15 protein-coding genes and 2 riboswitches are annotated in these 18,882 nt (G+C 41.9%); of the genes, 4 read left to right on the top strand and 11 right to left on the bottom strand.

The window, feature by feature from the left end:
* Nucleotides 1–521: 521 nt before the first annotated feature.
* Nucleotides 522–3,635, bottom strand: coding sequence for an MFS transporter (locus RMX69_RS09785; RefSeq protein WP_322637314.1), 3,114 nt, complete (start codon nucleotides 3,633–3,635; stop codon nucleotides 522–524).
* Nucleotides 3,636–3,996: 361 nt separating this feature from the next.
* Between RMX69_RS09785 and RMX69_RS09780 the strand changes: the two genes are divergently transcribed.
* On the top strand, nucleotides 3,997–4,149 hold the full coding sequence (locus RMX69_RS09780; protein WP_289795460.1) for a hypothetical protein: 153 nt from the start codon (nucleotides 3,997–3,999) through the stop codon (nucleotides 4,147–4,149).
* Between the two features lie 212 nt (nucleotides 4,150–4,361).
* Here the strand turns inward: RMX69_RS09780 and RMX69_RS09775 are convergent, their stop codons facing one another.
* The 5 genes from RMX69_RS09775 to ntrB form a co-directional block, all read right to left on the bottom strand.
* Nucleotides 4,362–5,699 (bottom strand): SLC13 family permease, encoded by a 1,338-nt coding sequence (locus RMX69_RS09775; protein WP_322637313.1) that lies wholly within the window; start codon nucleotides 5,697–5,699, stop codon nucleotides 4,362–4,364.
* Between the two features lie 107 nt (nucleotides 5,700–5,806).
* Entirely contained in the window at nucleotides 5,807–6,427 is a 621-nt protein-coding gene (locus RMX69_RS09770; RefSeq protein WP_322637345.1) for a universal stress protein, read from the bottom strand.
* Nucleotides 6,428–6,622: 195 nt separating this feature from the next.
* Nucleotides 6,623–6,835: riboswitch (cyclic di-AMP (ydaO/yuaA leader) on the bottom strand.
* A 16-nt stretch (nucleotides 6,836–6,851) separates the two neighbouring features.
* Complete coding sequence (locus RMX69_RS09765) at nucleotides 6,852–7,688, bottom strand: ABC transporter ATP-binding protein (RefSeq protein ID WP_322637344.1); 837 nt, start codon at nucleotides 7,686–7,688, stop codon at nucleotides 6,852–6,854.
* Between the two features lie 50 nt (nucleotides 7,689–7,738).
* A complete protein-coding gene (locus tag RMX69_RS09760; RefSeq protein ID WP_322637312.1) occupies nucleotides 7,739–9,181 on the bottom strand; it encodes an ABC transporter substrate-binding protein in 1,443 nt (480 codons plus the stop codon).
* An 87-nt stretch (nucleotides 9,182–9,268) separates the two neighbouring features.
* Complete coding sequence (gene ntrB / locus RMX69_RS09755; RefSeq protein ID WP_322637311.1) at nucleotides 9,269–10,120, bottom strand: nitrate ABC transporter permease; 852 nt, start codon at nucleotides 10,118–10,120, stop codon at nucleotides 9,269–9,271.
* A 97-nt stretch (nucleotides 10,121–10,217) separates the two neighbouring features.
* Nucleotides 10,218–10,437, bottom strand: a riboswitch (cyclic di-AMP (ydaO/yuaA leader).
* A gap of 441 nt (nucleotides 10,438–10,878) precedes the next feature.
* Here ntrB and RMX69_RS09750 point away from each other — a divergent pair.
* The gene (locus tag RMX69_RS09750; protein WP_322637310.1) at nucleotides 10,879–12,066 is read left to right on the top strand and encodes a HAMP domain-containing sensor histidine kinase; all 1,188 of its coding nucleotides are present in this window, start codon (nucleotides 10,879–10,881) and stop codon (nucleotides 12,064–12,066) included.
* A 147-nt stretch (nucleotides 12,067–12,213) separates the two neighbouring features.
* Here the strand turns inward: RMX69_RS09750 and RMX69_RS09745 are convergent, their stop codons facing one another.
* Entirely contained in the window at nucleotides 12,214–13,524 is a 1,311-nt protein-coding gene (locus RMX69_RS09745) for an aminopeptidase P N-terminal domain-containing protein (protein WP_322637309.1), read from the bottom strand.
* Nucleotides 13,525–13,830: 306 nt separating this feature from the next.
* Here RMX69_RS09745 and RMX69_RS09740 point away from each other — a divergent pair, with 306 nt between their 5' ends.
* Both RMX69_RS09740 and RMX69_RS09735 read left to right on the top strand, forming a co-directional pair.
* Nucleotides 13,831–14,076, top strand: coding sequence for an NUDIX domain-containing protein (locus tag RMX69_RS09740; protein WP_322637308.1), 246 nt, complete (start codon nucleotides 13,831–13,833; stop codon nucleotides 14,074–14,076).
* Nucleotides 14,077–14,707: 631 nt separating this feature from the next.
* Nucleotides 14,708–15,949 (top strand): VCBS repeat-containing protein, encoded by a 1,242-nt coding sequence (locus tag RMX69_RS09735; RefSeq protein WP_322637307.1) that lies wholly within the window; start codon nucleotides 14,708–14,710, stop codon nucleotides 15,947–15,949.
* 97 nt (nucleotides 15,950–16,046) lie between these two features.
* Here RMX69_RS09735 and RMX69_RS09730 read toward each other — a convergent pair whose 3' ends face one another.
* The 4 genes from RMX69_RS09730 to ybeY all read right to left on the bottom strand — a co-directional run bounded on the left by RMX69_RS09730 (nucleotide 16,047) and on the right by ybeY (nucleotide 18,866).
* Nucleotides 16,047–16,814, bottom strand: coding sequence for an MBL fold metallo-hydrolase (locus tag RMX69_RS09730; RefSeq protein WP_322637306.1), 768 nt, complete (start codon nucleotides 16,812–16,814; stop codon nucleotides 16,047–16,049).
* A 3-nt stretch (nucleotides 16,815–16,817) separates the two neighbouring features.
* Nucleotides 16,818–17,417: an aminodeoxychorismate/anthranilate synthase component II gene (locus tag RMX69_RS09725; protein ID WP_322637305.1), complete on the bottom strand. Its 600-nt coding sequence runs from the start codon at nucleotides 17,415–17,417 to the stop codon at nucleotides 16,818–16,820.
* A 312-nt stretch (nucleotides 17,418–17,729) separates the two neighbouring features.
* Complete coding sequence (locus RMX69_RS09720; protein ID WP_322637304.1) at nucleotides 17,730–18,185, bottom strand: diacylglycerol kinase family protein; 456 nt, start codon at nucleotides 18,183–18,185, stop codon at nucleotides 17,730–17,732.
* 153 nt (nucleotides 18,186–18,338) lie between these two features.
* Complete coding sequence (gene ybeY, locus RMX69_RS09715; protein ID WP_289799905.1) at nucleotides 18,339–18,866, bottom strand: rRNA maturation RNase YbeY; 528 nt, start codon at nucleotides 18,864–18,866, stop codon at nucleotides 18,339–18,341.
* Nucleotides 18,867–18,882: the final 16 nt, after the last annotated feature.

The raw sequence follows: 18,882 nt of genomic DNA, 5'->3' as shown, positions 1-18,882 counted from the left end.
TACGGAGTTATTTATTGATTATAAGCTGAGGTTTGATTGCAAGTTATTTAATAATATTAAAACATTAAACTAATTCTCTTTTCACCCATCTAATTGCTGAGATTAAAGCAGTAAAGGATATTTATATATAACTATAGCAGTCCTAAATCATTTGTGAAAGTTATATATCAATACGGTTCAGTTAAGCATTGTTTTCCTCTCTCTGTTCCCTCTGTGCCTCTGCGGTTCGTTAAAAAAATTGACTTTGATAAAGAGTTTTAGCCTTAACTGAACCGTATTGAGTTATATATCTCTTTCTTCCCTTTGCGCTCTTCTCTAACGAGACGCTACGCGAAAGCGTACTTTGCGGTTCGTTTTCTTATTTATAATTTTTCACGAATCAAATAGGATTGCTATATATTGAAAGACATACTTACACAAAATTCGCCAATACGTATTTCTTTCTTAACTTTCTTCTCTACGTCCTTAAAATAGAAAAGCCTCCCAGAATGGGAGGCTGAAAAGTTAGCGGAGACAACTTGTTAAACTACAGCGATCGCTCCTCCTAATGCAGAGAAAATGGCGGAGACGAATGCTGTGGCAAACAGCCACCACGCTGCTGTAGCTGCGGCTTTGCGGGTTTCTTCTGCTTGCCGCTGTGCTTGATGTTTTACCTGTTCTAGACGGCGTTGGGCTTCGTGCTGTATGCGTTCTGCACGTTGTAATACTGTGTTGCGCGCCCGTTCAATTTGGTCGATGATTCGGTTGGCATCTGCTTCGGAGATGTCCTCACGAGAACTCATGATTGCCACTAGGGTATCACGGTCAAAGGAGGACAGGCGATCGCGCAGGGCATCAAATCCCGCTTGGGGATCGTCAAAAACTGTGCGAATATCGCGCTTAATACTATCATAGTTAAGTTCTGGGCGATCTAGGGAGTTGAGATAGTTGCGAATGCGGGCAAAAACCCCGTCAATTGCATCTTGAATGCCCCGTTGAATGCTTCGTACTTGTTCGACAAATTGATCCCTTACGGACACCATATTATCGGCAATCCGTGCTGCTTCTTCATCAGAAATATCTTCCCGAATTTTCAGCAGGGCGATGATGGTATCACGGTCAAACTGGGAAAGGCGATCGCCAAAACTTTCTACGCCGACTCGCGGATCGTGCAACAATAATTGCAAGTCGCGTTTGATACCTTCAGGGTTGAGTTCTTCTTTACCAGTTTGGCGCAGATACTCTTCCAGATAAGCTTTGAATGTTTCGGCTCTTTGTTGTGTACGGCTAGCTAGGCGACGAGGCGCACGCACAAAGTTCCGAATCGAAGTTTGGGTGGAATCAATGATTTCATTGACTTGTTCTTCGCTCAAGTCTTGGCGTTGACTGAGCAATTTCACTAGTGTATCCCGGTCTACCTGTGACAAGCGACGGCGCAGTGCGACGGCTCCCTCTTTGGGATTTTCAAACAATCTGGTCAAGTCTCGCTGAATGCCTTCTGGATTGAGTTCTTGTTTGCCAGTATTGCGGAGATAATCTGCGATCGTCGTCGTCACAGAGTCGTATTGCTCTTTCGCTTTATCGACTACAGCTTGGGGTGTGTGGCGAATACTATACCACGACTCTTCAGTAGCATTGATGATTTGATTAACTTGATCTTCACTCAAATCTTCCCGTTGACTCAACAATTGCACTAAGGTATCGCGGTCAAAGCGAGACAAGCGTGCCCGAATTGAGCTAATTCCAGCTTGCGGATCTTCTAGTAGCTTTTTGAAGTCGGCGCGGATGCCATCAGGATTCAGTTCTGATTTGCCGGTGTTACGCAGATATGATTCTACATTTAACCACAGGGTTTCTGCTTGATATTGTGCCTGTTCTGCTAATCCTTTGGATTCTACCAAGACGCGATCGCGTTGTTTTTCCAACTCATCGAGAATGCTGTCTACTTCATATAACTGGACATCATTACGTTGTAACAATATCTCCCGAATTTCTTGGCGGTCAAGGTGCGCTAGTCGCAATGTCAGAGTTTCATAATCTGCCTCTGAGTCTGCCAACAGTGGTTTAAAATTCTGCTCAATGCCTTCAGGTGTCAAATCTGCCTTGGGAGTAACGAGCAGATAACTTTCTACTGCGCGTTGCAAGTCTTGGACGATATCTCTTTCTTCAACAGCTCTGACTGTTATTAGCACTTCTTGGCGGACAGTTTCTAGCTGATTGGCAATGCGCTGAATTTGACCTTGGGTAAGCAATCCCCGTTGTTGCAAAATTTTAGCGAAATCATTGCGGGATAGTCGTTCTAGTTCCCTGCGGACGATTCCAGGGTCGGCTGCTGGGTCGTAGATGACATCACGAAATTCCTGGGCAATTCTTTCTGGACTCAGTTGCCAAGCATAAGTATTGTACAGGTAGTTTTCCACATCAGACCGAATTGGGCTGTAGGGTTGTGATGGTGTTGGCAAGCCTAACTTATCTGCTTGTTCGGTGACTTTATCTTTAGCGCTGGTGAGGCTACCCAAGATTTTTTCCACATCCAAATCAGACAAATCTGTGCGTCCCAACACAATGCCAGTTAAGGCAGATAGTCCTTGCTGGAGTGTACTTTGAATTGGCCCGGTAGCTGCCTTTTGGTCAGATTCTTTGGAACCACCGTTTTCTGCTAATAACCGCTCCAACTTGGCGTTGAGTTCGTCTGTTTTGCTTTGTCCTGGTGGAAGTGATTTTAGGTAATCCATCAACTCACCCAAACGGTCTTCGGTGGGTGGGTGCTGACTTACCACTTGCTGCCAAACTTTATACAAAGTATCAGCAATGCGACTAACGTCTTTTTTGGAAAGATCGGTGCGGCTACTGACTAACTCGATAAACTTTTGGCGGTCGATGTTGCGGATATCTGGAGTCCCTGCGATCGCTTTTAATTGCGGATCGTTGAGTAAATTTTCAAAATCACTCCGAATCTTCGATACATCGAGTTCGGGAGGACGGATCTTTTCTAAGTAATCTTCAATGTTTTCCCGGATACTTACGGGATCGATGGCGCTTCCGAGTTCTCGACGGACAGCGGCGGCGGCGGCTTCAGCTGTGGCTACCACTTGGCTATTCACAGCTTTCGCACCTAGTGCGGCGGTAGCAGTCCCCATAATCGCCTGAAACCCAGATGTTGCCGTATTGACAACTGAGCCAATTAAGGAGCCGACTGTGGTGGAACTTACCCAAACTAGAAGCAAAAAGTAAGCCCCCCAAATCACTAAACCAAGAATCGCTCCCAATCCCCGATCTGAGATGACAAGGCTCAATTTTACTGCTAGATAAGAAGCGATTAATAAGGCGACAGTCACAGTGATTAATGTCCAAATCCCGACTGCTGTGCCGATTTTGCGAATACTGCCGCCCAAACTTCCAACTTCCCCATTATCTGAATCCGAATCAGATGAGTGCCCCAGGTAGGAAATACCGGCTGCAAGGGAGAGATTAGTTAGAACTAATTGGAAAGCAAAGGCAAGAATCACACCTGAGATTAAAGCCACAAAAAAGCGTGGCCCAGAAATGAGAACTGATGCTTGTTCTGGTGTGACGTTTGAGGGTTCTGCTGAAACCTGTGCTAACCACAATAGTGGTTTATAGAGTCCCACCATGATTTCTGTACTTTGGAACATTGGATTTCCTTCTACTAAGTTTAAAGTTGGGGGAATTAAGAATTTCTTGAGAAGCAACTCTTAGTATTTATTATGTTTGTACCTATGGCAATACCTAACTCTTTAGATCAGAATCGTAGAATTTAGCTGTTTAAAGCATCTCTCCAAGGGCTGAAAGCTCTATCCAGCGGAAGATATAACTTTTACTATCTATTGATGAAAAAAATCATTTAATTGGCACGCAAGATTAATTATATACCGCTCATTTTTAATTATTAATTGCTTGTTTAATGATGTAACTTTATTTGAACTATATTTGTAAAATGAAATCCTAAATAAGATTTTTCCAGATGCCACACCAATTTATTTCTTAGCATGACAAGTGGTAATAGCAAAGAAAATTGACATTCTCACCGACCTAAAGGCGCAATGCTTTAAAGCATTGCGTGAAGCACGGGGCTTCAAACCCAAATATGTGGTTAAGGCAGGAGACAGTGTTTCGACTACGCTCAACAACCAGACAGGTGTTCACTGAGCGTAGTCGTACTCCTTTGGGAAAGCAAGCTACGCGCAGCGTCTCCGGTAAAAGAAGTGAGGCAGAAGGGAACCCACGTTTAAAAACACGGGGTTAATCTTGGACGCCTTGTGTCTCATGGCACTTTCTGCGACGCTCAATGACTTGCTCTAAGCATTGGCGAAGCCTCTCTTAGGGAAGGCTTTACGCTGTGCTATCAACACAAATTATACTTAGAACAAAAAGCGAACCAATATGTACAAAGCCGAAGCTACTAGTTGTAATAGCATCACCGGAATACCGTAGTGTAGAAAAGTTTTAAACGAGATGCGTCGTCCATGCTGCTCAGAAATTCCGGCGGCTACGATGTTAGATGATGCACCCACAAGTGTGCCATTACCTCCCAAAGTTGCACCAAACATCATTGCATAAAACAGTGGTAATACTTCTGGTGGAAACTGTCCTTGAAAATCTTGTGCAAGAACTTCGGCGGGTGCTAATCCGACAGTAACAATGTATTGTTTTAGTAATGGCACCATCCCCACCACTAAAGGAATATTTGGCACTACGCTGGACAATAGACCCACAAAAAATAATAAAACTAGGGAACCTAGCATAATATTTTTTCCTAAAACTGCTGCCAATATTCCTGATAAGCCATTAATTACACCTGTTTTTTCTAGCCCCCCAATTAGCACAAAAATGCTCATAAAAAATATTAATGTACTCCAGTCTACATCTCGTAAAATGTTGTTAACTGAATCTATATTGCTATGGTGAGATAAAAGCAAAGCTAAAGCTGCTCCTAATAAAGCTGCGGCAGCAGGCGAGATCGGAACTGGTAAAGATTCTCCAATCACAAAAAATATCATCACGAAAAATACAATAACTGCACCAAGGCTTAAAGCTCGTGGATGATTTATTTGTGGGTGTGGCAGTTCTTCAAGATTATCTAACTGTGTATTCCAAATTTTACGGAATAAAAATGGTAGTGTTATAATCACTACAAGAACGGCAATTACTCCTCCTAAACTTAATTCCAACAAATAATCTGTAAAGCTGATATTCACAGCATCACCAACAATAAATGTTGCGGGATCTCCAACTAAAGTTAGCAATCCAGCACTATTAGCAACAAATACCATTAAAATCAACAATGGTACGAAATTTATCCCAACTTCCTGCGCCATTGGTGGAATTAAAGGTGCTAGCAACATAACTGTTGTGGCATTTGGTAAGACTGCACAGATGGGTGTCACAATAGCCACAATACCAAGTAGTAGACGTTTGCCTTTTCCCCTAGCTATGAGTACTATTTGAGTAGCTAAATAATCAAATATCTTAGTAGGTTCAAAAGCCCGTACTAACACCATAACTCCAAAAAATAAACCGAGTGTTCCATGACTGTTGCCAATGTAACCAACAGCTTCTTGTAAAGTCATGACGTTGCTAAAAACTAATAACAATGCTCCTAGTAATGCCGCAATAGTCAGATGTACCCATTCCGTCATTACTAAGACGATGACACCAATAAATGTGACTATGCTAAGGATTGCTTGCCAGTTTTCCACACCTAAGCTCCCGAAGTTGAATTGTTTACTTGCTAGCGAAAAAAGTCACCTAGTTGTAGGTGACTTATCTATGATTTGATAAAAATTACTGAAATTTTAAACAGCGATTATTCATCAATACAACTGGGAATACCTAAAACGGCACAGGGAAAATTAGAACCTAGAGCTTCAATCATTGGATGATTGACAGAGTTGCAACCTAAAAATAGAATATCGGCATTTTCTAATTCAACAACTTTGTTAAGTTCTGTAGAAATGGAGCCAAACCGTAAATGAGATTTGAAACAACCCTGCCATTCTTCAGCCAAACTTCGGGCTTGCCAGAGAATTATATCTGCTTGTTGTAGGGGAGTTATTAACGCCTGTAATTTTGGTTGAGTTAATACCTGTGTGACAGACTTTGATACTTCACTAACTTCACATTCTAATGGAGATTGTTGTTGGGGAAAGCTTAAGATATTTGGATACTGATTGCTTTGATTATCTTCTACTACATAAACGGCTTGAACTGTAACTTCTGTATTGGTGGCCAAACGCGTTTGATGGGCAATCCAAAAGGCAATATCTAATGCCGTATGACTGTTGGGAGATGCGTCATAAGCAACAATTAAGTTAACTCCTTTTGAGCTTTGAGGCTTTTTAGAAAAAGGTTTTTTTGGTTCTGGCAAGAGTACCATTTGTTCAATTAAGTCATCTCGACCTGTGGCACTTTGCAGACGTGCTAACATTGGCTTGATTTGCACAGCTTTACTTCTCCCAATGAAATGAATTAGCAATGAGAAGCAGGGGGACAAATTTTGGATTTTGGACTTCGGCTACGCTCAGTCGAACGATTTTGGATTGAGTGACGATAACCAAAATTTAAAATCTTAAATCAGTCAAGGAAACCCCAATAATAACTGTATTACAGCCAAAGTCTTGGGGGTTCCTTCCATTGCCTACGGAGTTAGCTGACGGGCTAAGACTGGAAGGTGTCTCTCTCTTAGGAGTGCTGTTAGCGTAAGTGGGGCGTTTAGCCCGTGCTGAGTTAAAACTTTTTACTCTTAAATTGCCACTCTCTTCAAGATTAGCCCCAAACATTGGTTCCTCCGTTCCAAATCCAGCTTTCATGAATTTGAATTAGGCTACCCACTAAAAAAATGATAATCTAATTTACTCGTCTTGGGCAAAATATCGATCGAGGAAATTTAAGGCATGGTTTCGGAGTTCAAAATACTCTTTTGAGTTTCGCATGGCGGCGCGATCGCGTGGATGCTCAAAAGGAACTTTTAAAATCTCCCCAATACTAGCAGACGGGCCATTGGTCATCAAAACTATGCGATCGGACATATAAATTGCTTCGTCTACATCGTGGGTAATCATCATCACTGCTTGACGATTATTTTCCCAAATATCCAATACCTGCCGCTGCAATTTACCACGAGTTAGTGCATCTAGCGCCCCAAAAGGTTCATCCATTAGCAACATTTTGGGACGAATTGCTAAGGCTCTGGCAATACCTACTCTTTGTTTCATACCTCCAGAAATTTCATCGGGATATTTGTCAGCCGCCGCCGTCAAGTTTACCATTGCCAAGTGTTGATTTACAATGCTGATTTTTTCAGAGCGATTAGCATTTTTTAACACTTCATCTACGGCTAAACGGATATTTTCTCGCACTGTTAACCAAGGTAACAGTGAATAGTTCTGAAATACCATCATCCTTTCGGCTCCCGGCTGACGAATTTCTTTCCCATCTAGCCTGACTGAGCCGGAAGTTGCTTTTTCTAAACCAGCTACTATCTTTAGTAGAGTTGATTTACCACAACCTGAGTGACCGATTACAGAAATATATTCATCTTCACCAATCGTTAGATTAACTCCATCTAAAACGACAAAGTTATCTTTATCTGGTGTCGGATAAGACTTGACTAAATTTTCAATTTCTAAAAATCCAGGGCGGGGCAGAACTTTGTTCTGAGTATTAATCGGTAATGAGGTATATTCCATCATCAAAGGCTCCGCAAATAATTTAGTCAATCAATATTTGAACTTGGGATTTAAGACATGAAAAAACGACTGGGAGCGTTAGCCCTAATGGCAAAACTATTCAGATAACGCACCGGATCGCTGGGGTCGAAGCCTTTCTTATCTATAAATACTTCTGGTGGCTCGACCTTGTAATCATCCTTGGGACACTGAATGCCCATTTCAGATGCTATCTCCCGATATAAATCTGTTCTCCAGCCAAGTTCTGCTAGTTTCTCGGCATTTTTGGGGAATTCCTTAATTTGTCCCCATCGTGCTGCTTGTGTCATCAACCAGATACTTCTCGATCTCCATAAGAATGTGGAGTGTTCTCCTGGCTGTTTGGGAAGGTTGTCAGGGATATCGAAGAAAATCGTGGTGTCAGCGGCTTTAATGGTGCGGTCTTTGCCATCAAAGCCGCCATAGTTGTAGTTGCCGAGAATTCCCGGACTTGTAAATTTCGCGATTGGCGCATCTTTCTTTTTGGGTCTAGCACCTGTAAAGGAACGTTCTGTAAGTAGTTCGGCAACTTCTTGGCGGTTTTCTACTTTGCTGCAATATTGGCAAGCCTCAATCATCGCCTTGACTAAGGAACGATAGGTTTTGGGATATTTGTCAATAAAAGATTCCATCACCCCCAATAAACGGTCTGGGTGTCCCAACCAGACTTCTTTACCTTGTGCGAAGGTAAAGCCGATGTTTTCGTTACCTGTAATTGCTCGTGTATTCCAGGGTTCTGCAACCATGTAAGCTTGCATTGCACCAATCCGCACGTTTGTTACCATTTGGGGGGGCGGAACGATGATGACGCGAAACTCTTTAAGGGGATCAACACCTGCGGCGGCGGATAAGTAACGGATAAAGTATTCGTAAATGGCGGAACTTAATACTACTGCCCAAACTTTGCCTTCTGAGGGCTGCTTGTCAAAGTAGCCTCGGAAATCGCGCCCAAAGGCTTCTAGCGCGCCATCACCATATTGTTCTTGATACTCGTACCAAGGACGCAGCCCAAAATCCCACATGGCTTTGTTCATCGTCATGGCGTTACCGTGGCGATGAATGGTCATAGCTGCACACAAGGGGGCATGGCGTGCGCCTTCGGCACCAATTCTGGCGTTGGTGACGGCACCGGATACTACGGGCGAAGCATCCAGACGACCAAATATCAAACCGTCACGGGAAGTAGCCCAACTGGCTTCGCGGTTAAGTGTGACGTTCAAACCATATTTGCGGAAGAAGCCTTTTTTCCAGGCGATCGCAAATGGCGCACAATCATTAACGGGAACGTATCCAATAGTGAGATCAGATTTTTCTAGGTCTTGGGATTTAACTACTGGTTGTACAGCTAAGGCTTCTTCTGTTAGTCCTTTGGCGGATCTATCTCCTGAAATCGCACAGGAAGATAACGCTATTCCGGTTGTGGTTGCTCCGATTCCTTTGATAAAGTCTCGTCGAGTCCAGTTACTATCACCCATTCTTGTAGCTCCATTGGTGATTAATTACTCACGCTTCAGGTGCAGAGTATTGTTAGATTTTGCTGTTTTGAACGCAGGCAAATTTTGTTAGTTAGAAGTTGTAGGGCGATGGGTGACTAATTCTTGAATTTTACCCACGGCGTAATCTAAAATTAACCCAGTTAAGCCAATTATGAAAACGGCTAAAAATACTGAACTTAGGTTTAAACGACTCCATTCATCCCAGACAAAAAAGCCGATCCCAACACCGCCTGTGAGCATTTCTACGGCGACGATGACCAACCAAGCTATGCCTAAACTAATTCGCAAACCTGTAAAAATATACGGTAAGCTTGCAGGCAAAATTATTTTTGTAATCCTTCGCCAATGAGGCATTTCCAAAACTCGTGCCACATCTAAATAATCTTTGGGAACGCTAGAAACTCCTAAGGCGGTATTAATAATTGTCGGCCATAAGGAAGTAATAAATATCACAAAAATGGCGGAAGGTTCTGCTAAGTTGAAAATTGCTAAGGCGATGGGTAGCCAAGCTAGAGGCGATACAGGTTTAAAAATTTGAATGATCGGATTAAACGCTAGCATTGCCGGTCTGGACATGCCAATTAGAAACCCCAGAGGAATCGCTACTACCGCACCTAACAAAAAGCCTATTAATACCCGGCGCAGACTTGCGATCAACAGCCAACCAATTCCTAAGTTACCCGGACCTCGCTCGTAAAAGGGATTTCTTATGTAGTCTAGATTAGCGATTAGCGCTTCTGGTGGGGTGGGCATCAATTCATGATTGGCAAGTGCAATAATCCACCACAACACTATTATTCCCAAGAAGCCCAATACAGGTAGAAAGAAGACATCTCTAAGGATGACAGGTTTTGCCTTTTTCCAAGCCGCTTGTCCAGCGATCGCCGCGATCGCTGCTAAGTTTAGTTGAAATATCATTTACGACCTCAACAGGTTTAAGTGCAGGTACAAAAATTTGAGCAGTACCAGCCTTGGACACTGAATGAGATCGGAACATTATAAAAATGCCGTCTCTTCAGTCTCCTCTCAATGCCTACGAAGTTAGCTGACGGGCTAGGGCTGAGAGATGCCCTTCTAAAGAAAGTTATAAGTTATGAGTTATGAGTTACTAAATTTTATTTAATTCCTAACTCCTCACTCTCAACTCCTCACTTTCTATTAGATACGCCCCACAATTTGGTTCCTCCGCTCCAACATCACGCACTGTGATCTGTTGGATTAAGCTGACTTACTCTAAGTAAATACTAAGTTATTATGCGCATTATAACATTGATATACATAACCTAACATAGATACTTCCGTAAAAGTATCTGTCTTCTGATAGTTGTTGTTTATTTTGTTACTTAAATCAACTGCCTATCCTAACTTTTCGCTAATCCAGAAAATTGATAATTTTGGTTATCTTATGAATCAAATCCTTGCACAGTAAGCTAAATAATTTTGGCAATCAAGTCACAAGGCTGTTAACTGCTAGATTTAGATTGATGACATTAAGATATATATTATACTTTTTAAGCTTTATGTACGTATACTCATTTCACCAGCAAGAGGATTTGTAAAATCTACTTCTTTTGGTAGGTGAAAGATATTACTAATTTTGGTAAAACACGACTCTAGTCGTTAAACTATTTGCATATGGAAGTTTACTCATCTATCTCCTAGCTGAATTTAACATAATGGATTTTAGTCAACTCCTGGCTGAAAAAACGGACACCATCCTTGATAAATGGATTTTAGCAGTTCGCAAGGATAGACGGATTGAAAGTGCTGATGACCTATCTTATACAGCGGTAAAGGATCATATTCCTGATGTTTTGAAAGCTATGGTGACAGTGCTTTCAAAATCTCAAGAGAATGATATTCAATCAATGGTTACTGCCAGTTTTCAGCATGGAGCGATTCGAGCCGAACAAGGTTTTGATCCAGCAGAAATTGCTAGAGAATATCATCTGCTGCGAACAGTAATATTTGATGCTCTACAAGCAGATTTATTAAAAGGAATCCCCTCAGAGATAATTCGTTCCATGCGTTTGATTGACGCTATTATAGACGAAGCGATCGCTCGATGTTTCAAGAGTTATGTTGAGGAACGCTTGCGTGAATTACAGAAGTTGCAAGCATCACTAACGCTCCATAATGAAGAACTCACGCGGCTAATTAGCACTAATCAAGATTATCTTTCCCAACTAGCCCACGAATTGAAACATCCTCTAACTTCCATTATTGGTTATTCGGATCTATTTTTACGCCAACAACGACGAAAGACTGAGATCAAAGACAGCGTTACCAATCTAGAACATATTGAACGCGTACTACGCAATGGTAGACAGTTACTTCATCTAATTAATGATGTACTAGAACTTTCGCGCTATGACGCCGGGCAGATAAAACTCCAATTAGCACCTACCGATGTGCGTCAATTAATCGGTAATGTGTGTGAAATGTTGGAACCTTTAGCTGCGGGAAAAAATTTACAAATAGTAGTCGATTGCGATCGCATCCCGGAAAAATTAATCACAGATTCTTTTCAGTTGCAACAAATTGTTACAAATCTTATTAGTAATGCGATTCGTTATACAGAGTCGGGGACTATTATTATTATGTGTCAGGTGTTAGAGAAGCAAAGATGGGCAATCGCAGTTTCTGACACTGGAGTAGGCATTGCACCTGAAAACCAAGCCCAGATATTTGAACCCTACTTTCGCGTGAGTTCTAGCGATCGTCCCTATCTTCCTGATAGTACAGGATTGGGATTAGCGATCGTCTCGCGTTTAGTAAAACTATTGCAAGGTCAAATTAATCTAGCCTCACAGGTAGGCGTTGGTTCTACTTTCACCGCCATTTTTCCTTTACTGGAGTTTTAAAAGTATTGGGCGACTGGAAGTCACGGCTACACTAGCATTGTCTACCTCCGTGGACTAATACAAAATCAAAGGTTTAAACCCACGCAGGTGGGTTTAGTCTGTATAGCCGCGATTTCAATCGCCGGGGCTTTTCTACCATCGCCATTTCTATCTTTCGATTTCATCTATTTCTTTGGGAACCCCAGCAGTTAACACCTCATGTCCCCCAGGTGTAACTAACACATCATCCTCAATCCGAATGCCAATGCCAACCCATCGCGGATCGGTCTGTGGCTGGTCTTCTGCTAGTTTGGTATCTGGCACAATATATAGTCCCGGTTCCACTGTCAAAATTTGACCTGGTTGTAAAATCTGTGGTTTGTCTTCACCATGCTGATAAACACCGACATCATGGACATCTAAACCTAACCAATGACTGGTGCGGTGCATATAATACGGTTTGTATTTTTCTTCTTCAATTAACTTGTCGATTTCACCTTTGAGAATGCCAAGTTCGACTAAACCTTCTGTGAGAACGCGCACTGCTGTATCATGAACTAATTTGAAGGGATTACCTGGTTGGACTTGAGCGATCGCTTGTTTTTGCGCCTCCAAAACAATTTCATACAGTGTCTTTTGTTCTGGCGTAAATTTACCACCCACGGGAAATGTCCGGGTAATGTCAGAGTTGTAATAACCGTAAGCACAACCGGCATCAATTAGCAGTAATTCTCCATCCTGCATTTGACGATTATTCTCAATGTAGTGTAGTACGCAAGCATTGACACCAGAAGCCACAATCGAAGGATAAGCTGGCCCCATTCCACCCCGCACTCGAAAGATGCGTTCCATCTCCGCCTGGATTTCGTACTCATAACGTCCCGGCGCGGCAATTTCTTGGGCATAGTTGTGTGCTTCGGTGGCGATCGCAGCTGCTTGACGCATCAATTCCAACTCTGCTTCGCTTTTGATCAATCTCATGCTGTTGAGGACAGGGCCAGTATCTTCAATAGCGATCGGGCCTGTACCGCGTTTCGGATAAGTCCGCAGTAAACTTTGGTAATGTTTCAGGATTTGATCGTTAAAAGTGCGATCGCGTCCTAAGTGATAGTAAATCCGGCTAGCTTTTTCTAAATACTGCGGTAACTTTTCATCTAACTCGCTAATGGGGTAAGCTTCATCAGCACCATAAATTTCCTTCGCTGCATCTACCCCACAAAGATAACCAGTCCATACTTCCTTTTCCCGATCCTTCGGTTGGACAAACAACACAAACCGATGTTCTGCGTGATGCGGTGCTAACACTGCTACTGCTTGTGGCTCATTAAAACCAGTCAAGTAAAAAAAATCACTATCTTGGCGATAAACATACTCGACATCGTTGTGCATCACTGCCATTGGCGCACTGCGAAAAATGGCTGTTCCATCACCAATTTTTGCCATTAATTGCTCGCGACGCTGCCGATATTCTGCTTGCATAGTTGATGTATTTATGAAAGTATTGTGTTATTTTACACTTTTGACAACCAGAGTATGCACAGATTATGCCTCTGAATAGTTGCTAATCTAAGTTATTCTAACCAATATTTGTTTCGATTCAAGTCATAAATCATTGGATAATAATCAATTATCTCGAAAGACTTAGATCCCCGACTTCTTAAAGAAGTCGGGGATCTTGTTGTTATTGAATAATTTAGGATATTTATGAAATGAAATAAATTTTAAACGTTTATCTTATATAAATTTTGGTATTTCATAAATCTAACAACACACAGTATAAAAACTATGTCCACTCAACCCCTAATAAAAAAAGCGATCGCTTACGTAACTAACAAAGATGAATTAATGGTTTTTACACATACTGATTTTCCTGAAGCTGGCGTGCAAGTACCGGCTGGTACAGTTGAAGAAAGTGAGGAGCCATCTGAAGCTGTACTGCGGGAAATTTATGAAGAATCTGGTGTTAAGGGAGTTCGCATTATTGAGTTATTGGGTATTTATCAATACAACATGACTCCCTATCGTAATTAAATTCAAGAACGTTATGTTTATCATCTCGAATTAATTCAGCCTACACCATCTACTTGGCGGCATTGGGAAATACATTCAAGTACGAGCAAAAACCCTATAGCCTTCGATTTTTATTGGGTTAAATTAGATAGCTCAAATTTAGGACTAGCCGGTGGTCAAGGTTATTTTTTATCTAAGCTTGTTCACAAAATAAAAAAGAGTCACGATTCAGCTATTCCTTAAAAAAGTGCAAAGAAAATAAAGGTAAGATTATACAAAATATATTAAGAATAATGTAGCAATCGCTTCTATCTTAATTAAGTCTGTCTAATTGAACATAAAAATTTTCTGGTTCGTAGGTAGATTTTTGATACAACCTTCAAATGTCAAAGAAAATAGACAAAGTAATCATTTTTTATCTATAAATAATCATATATAGATTACAAAACATATTTTGTAATAGCTTATATAGAACTTGAAATTTATAGAATAATAGTTTAAAACAAACAAATATTTATCTTCAAAGAGTGACATTAATAAATAAAAAATAGTTATAAAGAAATGTTGAAAACCAGGTAAATGTTATTTCGTTACAGAAAGAGATTGCCAAAAAAAGTTAAAAAAATATGGCAGCCAATAATAAAAATTCACCATGCCTGACAATTCAAATTCCTCACCATTAGGTTTGAATACATCTCGATTGTTATCAGATTCTTTTGCAAAATCAGAAATCTTGACAACTTCTCTTAAGAGTTTAAATTATGATTTGGGGTTTGGAAATAAGAGTTCTTCACTAGCACTAGAAAGTCAAGCGGTGACTGCGCCCATTAAAACGTCAGCAAATCCCAATCCTAATCCTTACTTAACTAGTGCGGCGATTACTCCTGACTTTAACGGTGATGGTAAAACAGACAAAGTTTGGGTCAATGCTTCAACTGGTGAGATTATCATTCGGTTGATGGATGGCACAACAGTTGTCGAACAGGGTTCTTTGGGTCAATTTGACCTATCGGCCTATGATTACAAAATTGCTGACTTCAATGCTGATGGCAAAACCGACTTCTTGTTACGCAATAAGACAACCGGTGAAAATAGCGTTGTCCTGATGGATGGCACCAGAGTTGGTAGTGCGGCTGTTCTAAGTAGCGTTGATCCAGCCTGGAGTCCTCAGATTGGAGATTTCAACGGCGATCGCAAAACCGATATCTTCTGGCATAATGCCACAACTGGCGAGAACGCTATTTGGGAGATGGATGGCACCACCGTTCTGAATGCAACTGTTCTAGACCCTACAGACACAGCACTAACTCCTACCATTGTTGATTTCGACGGCAATGGCAAGAGTGATATCTTCTGGCGCAATGCCACAACAGGCGATAACACCGCTTGGTTTATGGATGGTACCCAAAAGACTGAATTTGCTCTGCAATCCCAAGATGCCGCCTGGACTTCTAGCCTTGGTGATTTCAACGGCGACTTTAAGACAGACATTCTGTGGAGAAACGCCCAAACAGGTGAGAACAAGGTTTGGACAATGAATGGTATCTTAGTCACAGAAGGTGCTTTGGCTACACTTGACTCATCCTGGACTTCCAAAATTGGTGACTTCAACGGTGATGGCAAGACTGATATCTTCTGGCACAATGGAACCACAGGTGCGAACACCGCTTGGTTGATGGATGGCACAACAGTTGCGACTGAAGCTTTTTTACCAGCCAATAACGCGGCCTTGACACCATCCCTTGGCGATTTCAACGGCGATGGCAAGACTGATATCTACTGGCGCGATCAGACAGCAGGTACAGACAACATTTGGACTATAAATGAAACGACAGCAGTTGAGACTCCCATTAGCGACGCAGATAAGCTTGGGCCAGAGTGGTATACGTTCTAAAATCAGAATTCAGAATTCAGAATCCTGAATTCAGGAGATGGAGGCAGGATTCATTATTTTCCCCTGCTTCCTCTGCTTCTTTCCCAATCCCCTTTATTCAAAACTTGTAACTTAAAACCTGAATTTCTCCCTTTTCCGGCAATTTACCAGGGCTAATGGAAATACTATCTCCATTGCTACGCCGCACTGGCATCCCTTGCATCAGGGTCAGAAAATTATCCAATGGCGAAAGATCGCACTTAGCAGCATCAGCAGCTTGTGTGCGGTAATGAGTCGGAATCACCAACTTGGGATTTAATACTTGAACAGCCTGCTTTGCTTCCTCAGCATTGTAGGCTTTTGCACTGCCTCCCACTGGAATAAATGCCACATCGGGACGCCCCATCAGGATTTTTTGCTCAATAGAAATGGGTGCAGCGGCTCCGCCTAAGTGTAGGATATTAATTCCGCCTTGCTTCCAACTCCAAGCAGTATTTGAGCCAAACTGCTTACCACCTTTGCGATCGTGGTCTATGGCAATTCCTTGGAACTTAATGCCTTTAAACTCATAAACACCTGGTTCGTAGATGAGTTTTGCATTTCCCGGTAGTACGTCCACAGCACCTTCATCTAGCAGTTGACTGCTAATGAGTACCAAATCTGCTGCAACTTTTGGTGGACGATACCCAGCAGTACAGCCGACCGACCGAAATGGATTGACGAGAATTTTCGCACCGCCACCAGTAAAAAGAAAGCAAGTATGACCCAACCACTGAACTGATAAACCGCTAGATTGTGCGTCAGCTTGAGATTCAGAACCCAAGGTAGTAACCAAAGCTGTGGCCAACCCCGCCCCAGCATAGCCCATCAACTGTCGTCGTTTCATTAATTATGCTCTTGACTGTAACTGTTCCAGAAAATTTCGCAATAACTGTTTTCCTGAAGATGTCAGGACACTCTCTGGGTGAAACTGGACGCCCTGAATGTGAGGATAGTTCCGGTGTCGCACTCCCATAATGGTGTTATCTTCAACCCAAGCGGTGATTTCTAACACATCTGGGCAAGTCTCACGTTCGATTACCAAACTATGATACCTGGTGGCAATTAGAGGATTTTCTAATCCCCGGAAAACTCCCACTCCAGTGTGAGACACCTGAGAGGTTTTGCCATGCATCAACTCTGGAGCAGAAATTATTTTACCACCGAACACTTGACCAATGCTTTGATGTCCCAAACAGACACCCAAGATTGGCAACTCTTGACCTAGCTGTTTAATCAACTCTAGGGAAATGCCAGCATCTTCCGGGCGACCAGGCCCAGGAGAAATAACCACAGCTTCCGGCTTTAATGCTCGAATCTCATCTATGGATATCTTGTCGTTACGAAAAACTTTAATATCATCTGCCACTGAGAATTCTGCTGCCAATTCTCCCAGATATTGCACTAAATTATAGGTAAAACTGTCGTAATTGTCGATAACTATAATCAAAGTTCATCACTCCTGGTTTTTACCACTCATCAGTTGTAAAAAGCATAGACAAGTATCTCATGCTGTTTGTTAGGTGTAAAAATAACGCTGACGTGGACGCGTAAATATAAAGCGGCTACTCTGCGACCACTTTTTAAAGATTACCAAGTAATCCTTTAGCCAGGATGCTTGGCGCGTACGCTTAGCCCGTCGTAGACATCGCACGACTTAAATTTTGAATATATTCTACAAAGGGAATTCGGACAAAGTGTGATTCTCTTAATGACTCACTTAGCGATACTTGCGATAAATGCTCGCCGACGCAAATTACCTCTACAAAGCCGATATAATTAACGTTAACAGAGGAGGAAGCAATAGCGTACCTGCTACTAACATCGCTACGAAAGCAGAGACAAGCACTGCACCAGCTGCACAATCTTTAGCAATTTTTGCCAAATCATGGTATGTCTGCTTAACGCTTAAGTCCACAACAGACTCGATCGCTGTATTTAGTAACTCTAATGCCAAAACTAAACCACTAGTTATACCAATTACCGCGATTTCTACCGCTTGCAGATGCAAAAAAACGCTTAAAGCGATCGCCATTGCACAAACACTTACATGGATGCGAAAATTACGTTGAGTTTGAAAACTATAGCTGATTCCAGCCCAGGCATATTTAAAACTAACAAATAAATTAGAGGCTACTTTCCAGGAGAATTCCCGTTCGTTAGACACCAGTGTTTGTAACGAGGTAGGCGTTGGTGATGGAGAAATTTTTTGGGACATAGACTTAAAAACACAAGAACAGAGTTGCTACAGTGGGAATATTCGCCGATCTTAATGGCAGAATTAACTTTGAGGCAATCTTTAGGCAATTTTCCACAGAAGTATTATAAAAGTATTACCCAAAATTGACATTAAGGCATACATAAGCTACTGCTATTCCATGTCAATAGCAATACCGATTGTATTCAGCAATATCACTTGCTGTTTTAACATTCGCTCCAAACTTTTTTCATCAGGATGATCCCAGCCCAACAGATGCAATAAACCGTGAGCAGCTAACCACGCTAGCTCGGTTGGCAAGCTATGTTCCTGTTGTTGAGCTTGGCGTTGTGCTGTATCTACAGACACAATAATGTCACCTAAATATAATGGGACAGAGGCAAGCATTTCTTTGCTTTGAGGAAAATCAACCTCTAAAGCTGCAAAGGCTAAAACATCTGTCGGCTTATTTTGCTGACGATATTGAGCATTCAGTTCTTGAATTTGCGAATCATCTGTCAAACGCAGTCCGATTTCATAACTTGGCGCTGGTGGAATCTGAGGCTGAAGTATTTCCAACCAGTGATTAAACCAGTTTTCCCAAGTTTCAGGGGTAATTCGGTTCTCAGTCTCGTCAATTTTTACAGATGTTGTCGGGGACAACTCATAAAAATACTCCTCTACATATAGTTCAACTCTCAGGGGCACACAGTCTCCT

The organism is Nostoc sp. EspVER01, from assembly GCF_034530635.1.
In the GTDB taxonomy this organism is placed as follows: Bacteria; Cyanobacteriota; Cyanobacteriia; order Cyanobacteriales; family Nostocaceae; genus Nostoc.
The sequence above is the reverse complement of the archived record's forward strand: the minus strand, read 5'-3'. Positions and strand labels throughout refer to the sequence as shown.

What these genes read in the sequence shown, in the direction of transcription:
- RMX69_RS09745 (WP_322637309.1), bottom strand. Translation starts at nt 13,524, where the DNA reads ATGCAAGCAGAATATCGGCAGCGTCGCGAGCAATTAATGGCAAAAATT.
- RMX69_RS09785 (WP_322637314.1), bottom strand. Translation starts at nt 3,635, where the DNA reads ATGTTCCAAAGTACAGAAATCATGGTGGGACTCTATAAACCACTATTG.
- RMX69_RS09770 (WP_322637345.1), bottom strand. Translation starts at nt 6,427, where the DNA reads ATGTTAGCACGTCTGCAAAGTGCCACAGGTCGAGATGACTTAATTGAA.
- RMX69_RS09765 (WP_322637344.1), bottom strand. Translation starts at nt 7,688, where the DNA reads ATGGAATATACCTCATTACCGATTAATACTCAGAACAAAGTTCTGCCC.
- RMX69_RS09735 (WP_322637307.1), top strand. Translation starts at nt 14,708, where the DNA reads ATGCCTGACAATTCAAATTCCTCACCATTAGGTTTGAATACATCTCGA.
- RMX69_RS09740 (WP_322637308.1), top strand. Translation starts at nt 13,831, where the DNA reads ATGTCCACTCAACCCCTAATAAAAAAAGCGATCGCTTACGTAACTAAC.
- ntrB (WP_322637311.1), bottom strand. Translation starts at nt 10,120, where the DNA reads ATGATATTTCAACTAAACTTAGCAGCGATCGCGGCGATCGCTGGACAA.
- RMX69_RS09720 (WP_322637304.1), bottom strand. Translation starts at nt 18,185, where the DNA reads ATGTCCCAAAAAATTTCTCCATCACCAACGCCTACCTCGTTACAAACA.
- RMX69_RS09730 (WP_322637306.1), bottom strand. Translation starts at nt 16,814, where the DNA reads ATGAAACGACGACAGTTGATGGGCTATGCTGGGGCGGGGTTGGCCACA.
- RMX69_RS09750 (WP_322637310.1), top strand. Translation starts at nt 10,879, where the DNA reads ATGGATTTTAGTCAACTCCTGGCTGAAAAAACGGACACCATCCTTGAT.
- RMX69_RS09760 (WP_322637312.1), bottom strand. Translation starts at nt 9,181, where the DNA reads ATGGGTGATAGTAACTGGACTCGACGAGACTTTATCAAAGGAATCGGA.